The 16,649-nt window shown below is 44.4% G+C and carries 12 protein-coding genes; 8 read left to right on the forward strand and 4 right to left on the reverse strand.

From position 1 onward, the window contains the following. Window positions 1-174 precede the first annotated feature (174 nt). Window positions 175-1,515: a ferric reductase-like transmembrane domain-containing protein gene (locus H3S94_RS05965; RefSeq protein ID WP_198240554.1), complete on the forward strand. Its 1,341-nt coding sequence runs from the start codon at window positions 175-177 to the stop codon at window positions 1,513-1,515. A 459-nt stretch (window positions 1,516-1,974) separates the two neighbouring features. Here H3S94_RS05965 and H3S94_RS05970 read toward each other — a convergent pair whose 3' ends face one another. From H3S94_RS05970 to rirA, 3 genes are read right to left on the reverse strand one after another with little or no spacing between them, the layout of a single operon-like run. Continuing rightward, window positions 1,975-2,469 carry a CinA family protein gene (locus tag H3S94_RS05970; protein ID WP_077991824.1) on the reverse strand — a complete coding sequence of 165 codons (495 nt, stop codon included), beginning with the start codon at window positions 2,467-2,469 and terminating at the stop codon, window positions 1,975-1,977. Then, window positions 2,466-3,731: a bifunctional 2-C-methyl-D-erythritol 4-phosphate cytidylyltransferase/2-C-methyl-D-erythritol 2,4-cyclodiphosphate synthase gene (locus tag H3S94_RS05975; RefSeq protein WP_369805246.1), complete on the reverse strand. Its 1,266-nt coding sequence runs from the start codon at window positions 3,729-3,731 to the stop codon at window positions 2,466-2,468. Before H3S94_RS05975 ends, H3S94_RS05970 begins: the two co-directional genes overlap by 4 nt. 27 nt (window positions 3,732-3,758) lie before the next feature. Continuing rightward, the gene (rirA, locus tag H3S94_RS05980; RefSeq protein ID WP_198230975.1) at window positions 3,759-4,217 is read right to left on the reverse strand and encodes an iron-responsive transcriptional regulator RirA; all 459 of its coding nucleotides are present in this window, start codon (window positions 4,215-4,217) and stop codon (window positions 3,759-3,761) included. A 1,605-nt stretch (window positions 4,218-5,822) separates the two neighbouring features. Here rirA and H3S94_RS05985 point away from each other — a divergent pair. Continuing rightward, complete coding sequence (locus H3S94_RS05985; RefSeq protein WP_198240555.1) at window positions 5,823-6,887, forward strand: restriction endonuclease; 1,065 nt, start codon at window positions 5,823-5,825, stop codon at window positions 6,885-6,887. An 809-nt stretch (window positions 6,888-7,696) separates the two neighbouring features. Here the strand turns inward: H3S94_RS05985 and H3S94_RS05990 are convergent. Continuing rightward, window positions 7,697-7,954 carry a hypothetical protein gene (locus H3S94_RS05990; protein ID WP_198240556.1) on the reverse strand — a complete coding sequence of 86 codons (258 nt, stop codon included), beginning with the start codon at window positions 7,952-7,954 and terminating at the stop codon, window positions 7,697-7,699. 196 nt (window positions 7,955-8,150) lie between these two features. Here H3S94_RS05990 and H3S94_RS05995 point away from each other — a divergent pair, with 196 nt between their 5' ends. The 6 genes from H3S94_RS05995 to clpX all read left to right on the forward strand — a co-directional run bounded on the left by H3S94_RS05995 (window position 8,151) and on the right by clpX (window position 16,604). Then, window positions 8,151-10,418, forward strand: a complete 2,268-nt coding sequence (locus H3S94_RS05995) for a PAS domain-containing sensor histidine kinase (RefSeq protein WP_198240557.1) — start codon at window positions 8,151-8,153, stop codon at window positions 10,416-10,418. A gap of 14 nt (window positions 10,419-10,432) precedes the next feature. Next, window positions 10,433-11,797 (forward strand): sigma-54 dependent transcriptional regulator, encoded by a 1,365-nt coding sequence (locus H3S94_RS06000; protein ID WP_198240558.1) that lies wholly within the window; start codon window positions 10,433-10,435, stop codon window positions 11,795-11,797. Between the two features lie 3 nt (window positions 11,798-11,800). Next, the gene (gene trkA, locus H3S94_RS06005; RefSeq protein ID WP_198240559.1) at window positions 11,801-13,177 is read left to right on the forward strand and encodes a Trk system potassium transporter TrkA; all 1,377 of its coding nucleotides are present in this window, start codon (window positions 11,801-11,803) and stop codon (window positions 13,175-13,177) included. A 12-nt stretch (window positions 13,178-13,189) separates the two neighbouring features. Further along, complete coding sequence (locus H3S94_RS06010; RefSeq protein ID WP_198240560.1) at window positions 13,190-14,011, forward strand: hypothetical protein; 822 nt, start codon at window positions 13,190-13,192, stop codon at window positions 14,009-14,011. A gap of 438 nt (window positions 14,012-14,449) precedes the next feature. Beyond that, window positions 14,450-15,088: an ATP-dependent Clp endopeptidase proteolytic subunit ClpP gene (clpP, locus tag H3S94_RS06015; RefSeq protein ID WP_077991835.1), complete on the forward strand. Its 639-nt coding sequence runs from the start codon at window positions 14,450-14,452 to the stop codon at window positions 15,086-15,088. 241 nt (window positions 15,089-15,329) lie between these two features. Then, complete coding sequence (gene clpX / locus H3S94_RS06020; RefSeq protein WP_077991836.1) at window positions 15,330-16,604, forward strand: ATP-dependent Clp protease ATP-binding subunit ClpX; 1,275 nt, start codon at window positions 15,330-15,332, stop codon at window positions 16,602-16,604. Window positions 16,605-16,649 lie beyond the last annotated feature (45 nt).

Raw genomic sequence — 16,649 nt, forward strand, 5'->3', positions numbered from 1 at the left:
TTTCCCGCTTGTCATCCTGTTTTGAAAGCCGGTTGAAAAACACCCTTAAAAACTTGATAAAATAAATAAAGTTTAATGAAATCAATAGATTAAATAAGTTTAACTTTTCTTTTTGTGAGTTGGATTCTATTTTCTTGTAATGAAGAAAATGAGTTTTAGCTTATAATGAGAAACTTGAAGATTTCGTATTTTTTGATCGTCCTGATTTCTATTGCGGTGTGGTTGGCAACCGGTGAAATTTTTGGCATCACTCGCGGTTATTTTGCTTTCCGGTCCGAGGCCATTCAATTGACAGGACTTGTCGCTTTCGTGGCAATGAGCATTGATGTGGTGATTGCCTGTCGTCTTAAAGTGATAGATGATGCATTGGGCGGGTTGGACAAGGCCTATCGGCTCCATAAATGGCTTGGTATCACCGCACTTCTTACGGCCATCATGCATTTTCTCCTTGCCAAAGGAACAAAATGGGCCGTCGGCTGGGGGTGGTTGACAAGGCCTTCCCGCCATATTGATTTGGCTACAATGCCGGAAAAAGTCGGGCTTGAATATGTTTTCTCTGCATTCAGAAAAAATGCGGAAGTTTTCGGGGAATGGGCGTTTTATATAGCTGTAGTGCTTTGTCTTATCGCACTCATAAAACGTATTCCTTACCGTTTATTTGCGCATGTCCATACAATTTTCGCGGCGGTTTATCTCGTTCTGGTTTTTCATGCGGTTATTTTGACGAAATTTACCTATTGGAGCGAACCTTTCGGGCTTCTTGTATTCGGCTTGTCAATTTTCGGGTCTATTGCTGCCATCACAATATTGCTGAAAAGATCGGGCTTTGGACGTAAAATCATGGCGACAATCGTAGGCAACAGGATCGATACGTTAAATCATGTCATGCATCTGACGCTGAAAGTTTCCGATAAATGGTCGGGGCATAAAAGTGGCCAATTCGCCTTTGTGACATTGGATAAAGGAGAGGGAGCACATCCGTTCACGATTGCCTCTTCCTGGAATCCGGAAAACCGCTTGCTAACGTTCTTTGTCAAAGGACTTGGTGATTACACAGATAAACTTTTGAAACGAAATCTGCTTCATAAGAAAGTGCGTATTGAAGGTCCTTATGGCAAGTTCTGCTTTTCTGATGATAAATCGCATGACCAGATATGGATTGGCGCAGGAATTGGAATTACACCATTTTTAGCCAGACTTGACGAATTGGCCTCACGACAGGAAAACCGCAATTCTCAAATAAATTTTGTTTATATCGCTCAAGCACTTGATGATGATGACGAGAAAAAGCTTTCGCAATTGGCGCGGTCGGCGGGTGTCGTTCTAACGCTCTGGCTAACGCCGAAACAGGGAAGATTTAACGGAACTCTGTTGCGAAAAATGTTTGCGGATTGGAAACAATCATCAATCTGGTTTTGTGGTCCGAAAAATTTTGGTGAAACCTTGGAAAATGAAATGGTTCAATGCGGGTTTGACCGTCAGAAATTTCATCGCGAATTATTTGAATTGCGTTGAACAGGCGGTGGAACCAATTTTGTTTGTTACGACAAAATTTTAGAGCCAATAGCAGTTGAGATTGCCCGCTCCGGTAACACCCCGCTATAGTTCGTCAAACAATCTGTCAATTATCGGGCGAAGATCAATGAATGTGTTTTAATGGAAGAACAATTGGTTGAACCTTGCAAGCCATCTGGCGAGGAAAAAGGCGGTAAATAACTTCACTGTCAATGTCGTTCTGGCAATAAGCTTCCGGCGTTAACCCGAATTTCTTTTCGGCAATCGTTAATCGTTTAAATGCCGTTTTACCGGTTTTTCGTGCAAATGCGGATGCTGCTTGCAGACTATATTGAACCTCGATTGCAGACTATATATGAAAACTCTGTTGTTCGGCCGGACGATGGATTTAGTTGTTTTGCATATCGGGACGCAGGGTAAAATCGAATCCTCTACATTGCTAAAAGACGGAGACGGGCATCAGGCTTTTGCAACCGCTTCCAATAAAAGATCCAATGCCCGTTCAACGGTTGCGTGACGAACATTTTCGCGGCCAAGATCGCCAAAACGGGCTTCATAATGAAGTGTCGGCCTATTTGCCAAAGCAACCGCCATATGAACCAGACCGACCGGTTTTTCGGCACTCCCACCGCCGGGGCCGGCTATGCCTGTCACAGAAACGGCAATGTCGGCACGCGAATGTTTGATACCACCCTCGGCCATAGCAATAGCCACCGGCTTCGACACGGCGCCATAGCTTTCGATCATCGCAGAAGGAACACCGACCAGTGCAGTTTTCGCTTCGTTGGAATAGGTAATAAATCCACATTCAACCACATCCGAAGAGCCTGCTATGTCGGTAAGACTGCCGACAATCAGGCCACCTGTGCACGATTCAACGGTTGCAAGCTTCAAATGGTGCAAACGACAAGCGGCTAGAACTTTTTTTGCTTTGTCTTCAGCAATAAGTGTCATTCTGGAATACTCCCCGGATAAACAACTGTTGCGGTGGCAATAGCGGCAATACCTTCTTTACGCCCGACAAAACCCAATTTTTCATTGGTTGTGGCTTTGATAGAAATACGATCTGCAGAAATTCCAAGCATATCCATGAGTTTTTCGGTCATTGCTGCGCGGTGCGGCCCGATTTTCGGTGCTTCGGCAATTAACGTAATATCGGCGTTAGCAATCCGCCCGCCTGCATCTTTGATAATTGAAACAGCGTGGCGCACGAAAATATCCGATGAAGCACCTTTCCATTGTGGGTCGGAAGGGGGAAAATGTGTGCCAATATCTCCGGCTCCACGCGTCGCAAGAAGCGCATCGGTCAAGGCGTGAAGAGCGACATCCGCATCCGAATGACCACTCAACTTTTTTTCATAAGCGATTTTCACACCACACAGCGTAACACCGTCACCTGTCTCGAAGGGATGGACATCATATCCGTTGCCGGTCCGCACGTCCGGAAATTGTAAGGAAGAGGGGGCTTCGTTGATTTCGTTTGTCATGTTTTCTGTTTTCATGCGTAATTGCGCTAAAGCGAGGTCGGCAGGCCAGGTAATTTTGATATTGTCACTGCTGCCTTCTACAATCTTTATAGGAAGTCCAGCCGATTCCGCCAAGGCGCAATCGTCGGTAAAACCGGTTTGCCCAAGCTTATCAGCATTTTCATGCAATTCTAATATTTTGGAAAAGGGAAACGCTTGGGGCGTTTGCGCCCCGAAAAGATGATCGCGTTTGATCGTCCCGATAACCATGCCATTGTCATCAGCGCGTTTTAACGTGTCAGAGACAGCAACAGCAGGTAAAATTCCACAATCGGGAGCAAGCGCGTGTTGAATGCGTTCAAGAAGCGCTTCTGATACAAATGGTCGCGCGCCATCGTGAATATAAACATATTCAGGGTGTCTATCTTCCGGCATTGCGTTTAACGCACGCAGTCCGCAAAGCGTTGATATTTGCCGTGTACTTCCACCATGCACAATGGTAATTGCATCGCTTATGCCATCAATCGCCTTTTTGCATAATTGTTCATCGTCCTTATGAATGACGAGCACAATGTTTGAAAAAAGCCCGCTGTCAATAAAATGCTTTAGCGTGTGAAAAATAACAGCGCGACCGGCAATCATCCGATATTGTTTCGGTCCGTTTTCAGGTGAACCGATGCGTTCACCTCTACCGGCCGCTAATATAATGGCTGCATTGGATATGATAATCCCCTTCAGAAAAATTGGAATGCAAAAACATTTACCTTTTAATAGATATTAATTCAATGCTTTTACATGTTCTTCGCCTTCGGTGATACCGAGACGTTCTCTGAAATTGGGGCGTTGCAAATCGGCGATAGAAGTCGATTTCAGAACATCAAAAAAAGCGTTCAATGCCTTGCTCAATGTAGCATTGAGACCGCAAGAATTAACCAAAGGACATTCGATAGCGCCATTTTCAAAACACTCGGCCATGGCGAAATTTTCTTCGGTGACCTTTACCACATCGGAAACAAAAATTTCATCAGCAGGCTTGGCGAGTTTCACTCCGCCGTTGCGTCCACGCACTGTCTGCATCAAACCGGCTTCGACCAGCGGATGAAGTATTTTGAATAAGAATAGCTCGGAAACCGAATAAGCCTTGGCTATTTCAGGCACACGGCTCAACTCTCCCTCGTTGGCAGCGCAATACATTAACATCCGGATGGCATAATTCGTCTGTTTTGTGAGCCGCATTTCCAATCCTTTCTGTTTTCACATCATCTCTATATAATTTAGAACGATTCTTAAAAATGTGAAGATGTTTTCTTTACTTTTTTTAGAAGGTTTTACTAAAACATAGAGGGAGTGACTAATCCACCCCCACTTCGGAAAGATTCTAATAAAAACGGCTTTTCTGCCCAATGCACTCAATTTCTGCCTTTTTTCGGCGTTTAATTGTCAGTCTACCTATAGCGAGGCAAATTTTTGTTTTATGCCCCTTTGATTGTTCAGTGAGCGGGCACAACCAAAAATCAGCCCTAACAATAATTCAAAAATGAATCGAGGTTGATTTTGATACATTGTGCATGTGAAAGGTGTGATTGGTTCTTCAATGCGCCATTAAGTGGTTTTAACAAAGTGGAATGAAAATCTCTGTCCATGAAATTCTGTGTAAGCGGATTAACGTTTTTTATTCCATTATAAATGGCATATAGTCTTGAAAAACCTCATTCGGTTTAAAAAGTTCCATAATATAAGAACAAGGATTTAGGACATCATATGTTCCCGAATTCTCAAGACAGTTAGTCAAAATCCAATATCGTTCTTTTAATCAATCATTTTAGATAAGTTTGATAAACGTTATAAATGCTTGCATTGTCTTGGTGAGAGGTAGGAAAAACTTTCCATTGAGCAGGCGCGAGCGTAGAATAACGACCGGAAGGAACGTGCTATTCAAAAAGCGCTTTAGTGACTGACCGGGCTAAACGTGCTGGAGCAAACAAAAAGACAATCGGAATTTTGCATAATCGGTTTTATCCATCAGTTGCGTTAGCATCTGTGGATGAACTTGCGTAAGCGACCCGAAGGTCTGTAATCTGTAAAACCGACTTCCTTATTGAAAAATCTAACAGGATTTCAACGTTTATGCAGCCAATCTGTTTTTAGCCAGTATACTCTTGTCATGACACTATGTGTGATTGAATGCGAACTGACAAGGGGGGCGCCTTTGACATCGCTTGAAGACATCAACATTGGCAAAACTTCAAATACGAATGGGAGCTGGCATAAAGGAAAAAGGCTCTTGAAGGTTAAGGAGCCACGGCACGCTACTCACCGACCTAATCATTACGGACGTAGATGGCATAAAGGTAATGCGCCGCCAGAGGTGTCGAGCGGCTAACGAATATCGAGAAAACATTAACCGAATTGTTGAATTCATTAATTCAGCGGTCGGAGAGTTATCAAGTACAAACAGGGCAATTGAATAGGCTATCGAACACGTTAAACCAATCGTAAAACAACACGGACAGGCCAGAGAACAAATCCGTTCAAAAAATTATTTGATAAAATGTAAAAAAAAAGACCTAAAAGGCTTAGTAGAAGGGTTCTTTTTTGTTCGCAAATTTTACACCTCTAAAAATCTTCATTTTTATTGCTTGCACCATTGCATTTCACGTGTGAAGTCGCCGTGCGTATTTGTGATTTAAAAGTTTTTAGAGGTTAAAAATAGTGAAATACGAAGTGGTTTAAGTTAATCTGCATATTTGGGTAAACTTTCCATATGAAAGCTAAAACATTGAACCATTTAGACAAACTTGGAGCCAAGTAGGAGCTCTAAATTAAGGGAAGGAAAACTTGATGAATTATTGGGCAATGCGTACTTCGCGAGATTCAGAAGAACATATTAATTTTGTAAGAAATGAATTGGAGAATAAAGGCATACTTCGGCAGGGGTGGGGCTATTGTGACGAACAAGATTTAAGAAAAATATATGATAAACTAAAAGCTTCTAATTTTAATCGGAAAGAATTTTCATCTCATGAAGAAGACGCATTATGGAACATAAAGATGCTTGGTAAATATTGTCAATATTCTAAGACTTATATTCAGGTAGGTGATATTATCCTCGTGCCAAATATGCCTAATAATAGCTCTTTTACTTTGTGTCGTGTCACTGGTGATTATTCTTATAGCGAGGATACAGACGTTCATGATTTGAGGCATATGCTTCCTGTTGAAGTTATCACAAAAGGTGGAGTTCCCTATTCTAATAAAAATGTTGATGCCGCATTGCGACAGTCTTTAAGATGTCGGGGAAGATTGTGGAATATTAATCCATACAAAGACTGTGTTGATAAGATTATTTCATTGGTGAATGATCGAAAAGAATATCTCTTGCGTGAAGGGAGTGATCATGTGGAGCGCGCTAAGGGGCTCGTGGACGACGAGATTAAAACAAGTGTAGATAATTTATCAGAGACGATCATCGAAAAATTACCTAGTGTTTTACAAGGAGCGGAGTGGGAACCTGTTTTGTGTTATGCTTTGGATCCATTAATGAAAAATATTCAGATTGAGCATACGGGCGGACCATCGGAATGTGGAGCTGATATTGTAATTAACATCCCGAATCCATTTAAAGAACAATTCCCATGGATAATCGTTATTCAAGTAAAAAACTACAAGGGTGAAATAGGCGTTCAAGTGGCAGAACAATTGATTCAAGCAATTGATTTACGGAAAGATCAAGGACGAGTTATAGCTGCATATGTTTTAACAACAGCGGATACAATCAGTGAAGATCTTAAAAAAGCTATAGAGAACATAAAAAAAGAATACAAAATAGCAGCCGATTGTGTAAAATTATCTCAAATAAAACAAATAATAACAAAAGGTATGATTCTCGCTTCTATATCTAATTAATCTGGGTGTAATTTATATAAAAATACTTAGGATTGGAGGTCTTTGGTTCGTTAACGACCTAAAAGATATAATATCATATTCTGTTATATTATATCCCAATATAAATCGAAAAAAGTAGTTCATCATAGTGCTATTTTTTCCACCAAGGTCGAGATACATTTTGTGTTTGCGCTCGCCACGCATTACGATCTTTTTTTAAAATATCAATGATGCTGGTTTCGGCTTTAAGTTCAGCCTCTAAAACAGCTAAACGCATGTGTATCACATGAATAGAGTGCGCAGGGATGAGCGTTGCTTGGGCAATAGGCAGGCAGCTTCACTGCGCACTCCCCAATGGGCAATATCTGCATCATCAATCTGCATCTGCATCATCAATCTGCCATTGATTGCAATTGTCACGGACGGCGTGAAGTTTGTGTTGTCCAATACCCCACATAACGGTTCGGCGAAATATTCCTAATTTTTTCGCGGCTTGGTTGGGCGTTAAGGTAGGCATATAGTGATGTCGTATATGGGTACGTCCATTTGGCGGTCAGTGAGCTATATAGGTACAACCATTTAATCCGTGGAAAATCGAGTTGGCGTCGGATTTTTTATGGGTGCAGTGTTATGCATCGGGCTTTTAGTGGTTATTTATTTGTCCTTTGGTGTTTTTCGATATTCACGCATAAAGGAAACTCGATCTCCTTTAAAAAAGAGCAGGATTTACCCAATATTGATTTGGAGATTCGGGATATAAAAACGCTTTTCCAATGAGTCCTTTTAAGCCACGTTGAAAAGATTTTTCAGACATATCATAGGAGCACCATTCAGCCATCACGCAAGAAAAAGAGGGTGATCGTATCACTGTAACCGCCTGTCATCTTTGATAATTGATAGTCTTGAAGACCGGTCGGAAATAAACGGTCTCCGGTCTTTGTCAAGTCAAATGCAGCTTTAACGCCATCAGCAAAAACTTTTACAAAATGTTCTTTATCAGCCTTTTCTGTAATATGAATTATAGATGCCCCGACTACTTTGCCGGTTTCTACGTCAATCAACTCGTTCGGCTTCAAGCATATCAGCACTTGTAGCCATTTCCCGCCTCATTTATTGGGACAGGTGGACGTGATTTGATTTTTTGGGGGCAGGAAACAATCCCGATGATCGGGGAATCGATAAATAACGTCATTTAAAAATTCCGTTTTCACTCCGATTGCCGAATTTACCTATATTTGATCGTCATTTGATTGTTTCTGTTGCATTTTCGCCACAAAGTGTTGCATGATTGTGACGACAATTGCTGGAAATGGGAAGAATCGCAAATTGGCAAAGCCTGTAGAAAAAAGCATATATAGCGGCAAACTACGCAATATGCATGCCTTCTTTGGTATTATGGTCATTGCGCTTGCATTGCTAACAGCAGTTGTTTCTTTCACAATTCTGTTAGGCTTCACGCCGATTATTCCAAGTACCTTTGTAACTCTGGTTCTTATCGGGGTTAATAGCGTTTGGGTGTTAGGGCTTATTGCTATCGCAGTTTATGAGCTTATGCCGATCATTCAGGCTTGGAAGGCGAGACGGGCTGCTTCAAGGTTGCATGTCCGGATCATATCGCTTTTTGCGCTGGTTGCGACGCTTCCGGCGGTTGTCGTGGCAATTGTCGCCGGTGTTACTCTCAATCAGGGGCTAGACCGTTGGTTCGATACGACAACACGGCAGATCGTCGCTTCGTCGATAGATCTTGCCAATGGTTATGCAGATGAAACACTGCAAAATTTGAAAAATTCTTCTTATGCTATGGCATTGGCACTCGATAACAGGCAATTGCTGGCCTTGAATCCGACCGAATACCGGTTGCAACTCACCCGCCATGCAGCCGGCCGCGATTTGCGAGGTGCATTTTTGTTAAGCCCGAACGGGACTGTTTTTTTGCAAAGTAATCTCGGAGGAGAAGACAAACTCCCGATCCCGCCAGCGAACCTTATCGTGCAGGCAACAAAAGGTAGCCCTTTTACTTTTCAACCGGGTGAACACGACTATTTCGGAATTATACTGAAACTCAATGATATTCCGAATACGTTTCTTTATCTGGTACGCGATGTGGATCAACGGGTTCTGGCGGCTTTGCGTTTGACCGAGGCGAATACAGCTCGCTACCATGATCTGAACGAAAATCGTGTTCCGACACAAATTGCTTTTGCCGTTCTTTATTTTTGTCTTTTTCTAAGCCTGTTGATCTCTGCTATCTGGACGGGAATTGCGGTTGCCGATCGCTTGGTGCGGCCAATCCGTCTGCTGATAGGCGCAGCCGATGATGTGGCCTCCGGCAATATGGATGTTGTCGTCCCTGTGCGCGCCAAGGATGGCGACATCGGCCAGCTTTCCAGAACATTCAATTATATGGTGAGCGAACTTAAAAGTCAGCGCAACGAGTTGATTTCTGCACGTGACCAGATTGACGAGAGACGGCGTTTTTCGGAAGCGGTGCTTGCAGGTGTCAATGCCGGTGTGGCCGGAATTGATGAAAATGGTGATATTACAATTATCAATCGTTCCGCGCAGACAATGTTCGCTCTTGACCCGAAGGAAGTCATTGGAAAAAGTCTGATGTCGCTTAATCCGGAGATCGGGCAGGTGTTTGAGGTTGCACGGTCTTCGGGACGGAAAAATCATCGCGAACAAGTCACACTCTCTCAGGACGGGCGTAACCGCGTTTATAATGTACAGGTTACCATGGAAGAAAATGATGGTCGCGGCCAATCGTGGGTATTGACAATTGATGATATTACCGATCTCGTTGAAGCACAAAGATCAAGTGCATGGGCCGATGTGGCAAGGCGTATTGCCCATGAGATCAAGAATCCGCTTACGCCTATCCAATTATCTGCCGAACGGATACGACGCCGTTATGGCAAAGTCATTACTGATGATCGCGAGGTTTTCGACCAATGTATTGATACGATCATCAGGCAGGTCGGCGACATCGGCAGAATGGTGGATGAATTTTCTTCATTTGCCCGTATGCCGAAACCGGAAATGCGGCTTCTTGATATGCGTGAGCCATTAAGGGAGGCGTTTTTTCTTGTCGAGGTGTCCCGTCATGACATCAAGTTCGAGCGCGATTTGGGAGATGAGCCGCTCATGGGAGAGTTTGATAGCCGTTTGATCGGACAGGCGTTCGGGAATGTTATTAAAAATGCGAGTGAAGCAATAGATGCGGTTGCCCTCGAAAAAAATATCGAGGGGCATATTCTTGTTCGTTCCTATTGTCAGGGTGATAAATTGGTCGCTGATGTCATAGATAATGGCAAAGGCTTGCCCAAGGAACAAAGACAAAAATTATTGGAACCCTATATAACAACCAGAGAGAAGGGGACAGGGCTTGGACTCGCGATAGTACGAAAAATAGTTGAAGACCACGGAGGTTACATGGAATTGCATGATGCACCGGTGAATTTTTATAATGGCCGTGGTGCCATGATCCGTATGGTCTTTCCGGCAGCAGATATTGGTGAATCTGATGTCGAAGAAGTAAATATCGAGAAATAGGACGGTTAAGTGAGATGGCTTCGGATATTTTGATTGTCGATGATGAAGCGGATATACGCGAACTGGTCGGCGGAATACTTGAGGACGAAGGGCACGAAACGCGCCTTGCGGCTAATTCCGACGAGGCTCTTCAGCAGATCGAGAATCGTGTACCGAGATTGATTTTTCTCGACATCTGGTTACAGGGAAGCCGCCTCGACGGGCTGGCGTTGCTTGACAAGATCAAGACCCGTTATCCGGATTTGCCTGTCGTGATGATATCCGGTCACGGTAATATTGAAACCGCTGTTTCGGCTATTAAACGCGGTGCTTATGATTTTATTGAAAAACCCTTCAAAGCCGATCGTTTGATCTTGGTTACCGAACGGGCGCTTGAAACATCCAAGTTAAAGCGTGAAGTCAACGAGTTGCGCAAACAATCAAGCGTGACACCGGAATTACTCGGCAAGTCGCTTGTTATGAACCATTTGCGCCAGACGATTGAAAAAGTAGCCCCCACCAATAGCCGTATCATGATTACAGGGCCTTCAGGGTCGGGTAAAGAAACAACAGCGCGTGCCATTCACGCATTGTCAAGTCGTGCCAATGGGCCTTTTGTGACGATCAATGCTGCTACAATTACACCCGAACGCATGGAAATCGAACTGTTCGGTACAGAAATGGATGGTGGAGAGCGTAAAGTCGGTGCCCTCGAAGAAGCCCATGGCGGTATCCTTTATATCGACGAAATAGCCGATATGCCGAGAGAGACACAAAACAAGATTTTGCGGGTTTTGACAGATCAGACATTCGAGCGCGTGGGGGGAAGTAAACGTGTTAAAGTCGATGTAAGGGTGATTTCATCAACAGCACAAAACCTTGAAGGGTTGATCGCCGAAGGGCGGTTTCGCGAAGATCTCTTCCATCGTCTGGCTGTTGTCCCGATAGCGGTTCCGCCACTCGCCAGTCACCGCGAGGACATTCCCGAACTCGTCCATTATTTTATTCACCAAATATCCGAACAGGCAGGCATAAAGCCGCGCGAGATCGGTGATGACACAATGGCAATTCTACAGGCTCATAGTTGGCCCGGTAATATCAGACAGTTGCGCAACAACATCGAACGTCTGTTAATTCTGGCACGCGGAGAAGGTGGAGACGGGCCGATTACGGCAGAACTTCTGCCTGCCGAAGTGGGTGATACATTGCCGCGCGCCCCGACAGATTCGGATTTACATATCATGGCATTGCCATTGCGTGAGGCACGGGAGCTTTTTGAAAAAGAATACCTTGTTGCGCAGATCAACCGGTTCGGCGGCAATATTTCGCGTACTGCCGAATTTGTTGGTATGGAGCGGTCAGCATTGCATCGTAAACTCAAATCGCTTGGAGTTTCTTAAAATATGCGCGTCATCATTTGCGGTGCCGGTCAGGTGGGGTACGGGATAGCGGAGCGTTTGTCGAACGAACAGCACGATGTCACGGTTATTGATATCGAGCCGAAGCTGATTGAAAAAATCCGCGATACTTTGGATGTCCGCGGAATAGTCGGCCATGGTGCGCGCCCCGATGTGTTACGTGCAGCCGGAGCCGATGAAGCGGATATGCTTATCGCTGTGACACTTTCTGACGAAGTCAATATGGTCGCCTGTCAGGTTGCCCATGCACTTTTTAACGTGCCGACAAAAATTGCCCGCGTTCGCGACCAATCCTATCTCGACCCGCAATATCAGGGCCTATTCCAGCGTGACGCTTTGCCGATTGATGTGGTTATTTCGCCTGAAATCGAGGTTGGCGAAATGGTATTGCGCCGTATTGCATTGCCGGGTGCTTTGGATGTTCTTTATTTCAGCTATGACGATATTGTCGCTCTCGCGCTTGAATGTATGGAGGATTGTCCGGTTATCAATACGCCGCTCAGGCAGTTGACCGATCTCTTTCCCGATCTTTTGACGACTGTTACTGCGGTAAAAAGGGGAAAGAAACTCTTCATTGCCCATGCAGATACCGAATTGAAGGTGGGGGATATTACCTATCTTGTTGCATCACGCAGTCAGGTTCGTCGTGCCTTGGGGTTGTTCGGGCATGATGAGCAGGCGGCCAATCGCATCATTATCGCAGGCGGTGGTCATATCGGACTTTATGTCGCCCGTGCTATGGAAAAGCGCCAACATAAAGCAAGGCTGCGCATTATTGAAGCCGATAAAGAACGGGCTATGGCTATTACCGACCAGCTTGATCGTACGGTAGTTTTGAATGGCAGTGCGCTTGATCCGGCAATTTTACAGGAAGCAAATGTCGATCAGGCCGATTTGATCGTGACATTGACCAATCAGGATCAGGTCAATGTGCTGAGCGCCATCATGGCAAAAATGTTTGGCTGCAAGTCGAACATGGTACTCATCAACAATACGGCTTTTCAGGAATTCACCCGAAGTGTCGGCATTGATTCCCATCTTAATCCACGCAGCGTCACAATTTCCAAAGTGCTCCAGCAAATGCGTCGCGGTCGTATCCGCTCGGTCTATTCTGTTTTAAACGGCGAAGCTGAAATTATTGAAGCAGAAGCCATGCAAACTTCCCCGCTTGTGGGCAAACCTTTGTCCGAACTCGCACTGCCGGAGGGACTGCGAATAGGAGCGATTTATCGTGACAACACGATGATAAGGCCAAAAGGCGATACGCGGGTTTTAGCCGGTGATATGGTGGTTATTTTTGCAATGGCCGATGCAGTGCGTGATGTCGAACAATTGTTTCGGGTCAGTCTGGAATATTTTTAAAAGGGGCATTCAATGGACATCTGCACTTTCTGGTATGGAGATCGTTTGCGACCCATTGATTGGCTATGCCTTTCTTCCATGGTCAAAACCGGACAGCATGTGAAACTCTATAGCCACGGGAATGTTGTAAATGTTCCTGAAGGGGTAGAGCTTCTGGAGGCAGAGCCGATATTGCCACTTTCAACGCTTTATCGGTTAGACCCCACTTTCCCCGACTTCAAACCCATTCGCACAATTGTCCAGCTTTCCGATTTGTTTCGTGTAAGGCTCATGAAAAATTCTGCCGGCGTATGGCTTGATACCGATGTTTATCTCGTCAAACAATTTCATCCGGAAGAGGGCAAAGTTTGGCTTGCGCGTGAAAATCGTTCACGTGTCGGTGTTTCGGCGCTTTATCTGCCTGCGGATAATCCGATAATAAAAGAGTTTGACGATTATCTCGAAAGTGGCCGAATGGTGCCGAACTGGCTGGGGTTTCACCGCGGTGTCTGGTTGCCATGGCGTCTCAAGAGGCAAAAATTACCGGTCGTTCCGGGGCGTTTGGGAATTACTGTCTTTGGCAATGATGGCATATCCCGCCTTGCCAAAAGATATGGCTTTTTTAAAGAAGCAAAAGAAAAAGAAACCTTTTATTATTGGACCGGACGCGACACCGAACGCATTTTCGATCCTGCTTACGGTCTTGAGCCATTGAATGATCCCCGTTTTATCGGCTTTCATGTCCATAAGAAGGAAAGAACAAGAGATCCTATAAAAAGCGGGAGTTTTTACGATTGGGCCGTCAAACGGATTTCCGGCTTTGATAAAGTTCTGGAACAGGAAAAGAATAATTAAAACTGGCGAATTGCTGATATAGAGAGCTGGTAAATCAGCTATATAAAAAGTTCGGCCGCATTGCGCCGGAGTGCTATCCCGTCGTACCTGATTTCGCGTTTGTGAGCATTTTGTCGACTTGGCATACTTTAATTTATGCGTTTGAATGTCCGGTCATTTTTCAAAAAAGCTGTGTTTATTGTTTTGTTATTTTGTTCCTCGCATCGGGGATTGAAATTACAGTGCTAATAACACATATAAGCTTGTCTCCCTTCATTCGAAGAAATCTGCAATTTTTCCATTTTTCGATATATCAGGTCATGCCGGTCGTTGTAAGTGCGGGTAAACAAGCGTTTCAAAAGGCAAAACAACAATCTATTGATCTTCTAATGGATTGATATTCTAGTTATAACGACATTTCAGGTCGTAAATGACGATTCGTATAATATGGAAGTGAAAATGAGTGATCCGATCCAGACTGCCCTCAATCTTGTTCCGATAGTTGTAGAACAGACAAATCGCGGCGAACGGTCCTATGATATTTTTTCCCGTTTGTTGAAGGAAAGAATTGTCTTTATAAATGGTCCTGTCGAAGACGGTATGGCTATGCTTGTCTGCGCCCAATTGCTGTTCCTTGAAGCGGAAAACCCGAAAAAAGAAATCAGCCTTTATATCAATTCGCCTGGTGGAGTTGTCACCTCCGGCATGGCTATTTATGACACAATGCAGTTCATCCGTCCTGCTGTTTCTACTCTTTGCATGGGGCAAGCAGCTTCAATGGGTTCGCTATTGTTGACTGCCGGTGCGAAAGGGCACCGTTTTGCTTTGCCGAATGCCCGCGTTATGGTGCACCAGCCGTCGGGTGGTTTTCAGGGGCAGGCTTCCGATATCGAGCGTCATGCGCAGGATATATTGAAAATGAAACGGCGTTTGAATGAAATCTATGTCCATCATACCGGACAGGATTATGAGACAATCGAACGCACACTTGATCGTGACCATTTTATGACGGCTGATGAAGCCAAAGAATTCGGCCTTATTGACGAGGTCATCCAATACCGCGCCGAAGCCGAAGAAGAAAAAAACGATCAAGCTTGAGACAAGCTTGAAATGGGATGATTGACGGCTAAGAACGGAGTAGGGGGCAACCCCTTCTTCAAATTGCTGTTTCCGGAATTTATGGAAAAATAACGTTTGGCATTTACCTATGACAGAGGAAACAGCGGCAAGTTATATGGTCGAACCTGATATTTGTTTTAGTTTGTTGGTGGAATGGTCTTGAAAAGTTTAACCGAAAAGGCAAAATATTTCATGCAATTCGGGCGAAAGGAAAAATGAAATGAGCAAAATTGGTAATAACGGGGGCGATTCAAAGAATACGCTTTATTGCTCATTCTGTGGCAAAAGCCAGCATGAGGTGCGTAAACTGATTGCCGGGCCGACTGTGTTCATTTGTGATGAATGTGTAGAGCTATGTATGGATATCATTCGTGAAGAGAACAAATCTTCAGGAGTGAAGGCTCGCGATGGCGTTCCGACACCGCAGGAAATCATGTCGGTTCTTGATGATTATGTTATCGGGCAAGCGCATGCAAAGCGTGTTCTGGCTGTTGCTGTCCATAACCATTACAAACGTCTGGCAAACCAGTCAAAAAGTAATGACATCGAGCTTTCAAAGTCCAATATTCTTCTGGTTGGCCCTACCGGTTGCGGTAAAACCTACCTTGCACAGACGCTCGCGCGCATTATTGATGTGCCCTTTACAATGGCCGATGCAACAACATTGACAGAGGCCGGTTATGTCGGTGAGGATGTCGAAAATATTATTCTGAAACTGTTACAAGCCGCCGACTACAATGTAGAGCGTGCCCAACGCGGAATCGTTTATATCGACGAGGTTGATAAGATTTCACGTAAATCCGATAACCCTTCTATTACCCGTGATGTATCGGGCGAAGGTGTGCAACAGGCATTGTTGAAGATTATGGAAGGCACGGTTGCTTCGGTTCCGCCACAAGGTGGACGCAAACATCCGCAACAGGAGTTTTTGCAAGTGGATACAACAAACATCCTGTTTATTTGCGGCGGTGCGTTTTCAGGCCTTGAAAAAATTATCTCTGCACGTGGAGAAAAGACATCCATCGGTTTCGGTGCCACGGTCAAAGCGCCCGATGAACGTCGTATAGGCGAGATTTTCCATGATCTTGAACCGGAAGATCTGTTAAAATTCGGTTTGATACCGGAATTTGTCGGACGTTTGCCGGTTATTGCCACATTGGAAGATCTTGATGTGGACGCATTGGTTCAGATTTTGTCGAAGCCGAAAAATGCTTTGGTTAAACAATATCAACGTCTGTTCGAGATGGAAGATGTCAAATTGACTTTTCATGATGATGCTTTGCGGGCAATTGCCAATAAAGCAATCGAACGCAAGACAGGTGCACGTGGTCTGCGTTCCATTATGGAAAAGATTTTGCTTGATACGATGTTTGAACTTCCAACCCTTGAAGGCGTTCAGGAAGTGGTTATTTCGAGTGATGTTGTCGAAGGCAAAGCGCGTCCGCTTTATATTTATGCCGAGAGAGACCATCCGAAAGAAAATGCCTCTGCCTGATTGGACGGCTATATCGGTTGGCAATTCAAAGTTTGAACGGTGTTG

This window comes from Bartonella sp. B10834G3, assembly GCF_016102505.1.
GTDB lineage: Bacteria > Pseudomonadota > Alphaproteobacteria > Rhizobiales > Rhizobiaceae > Bartonella > Bartonella choladocola.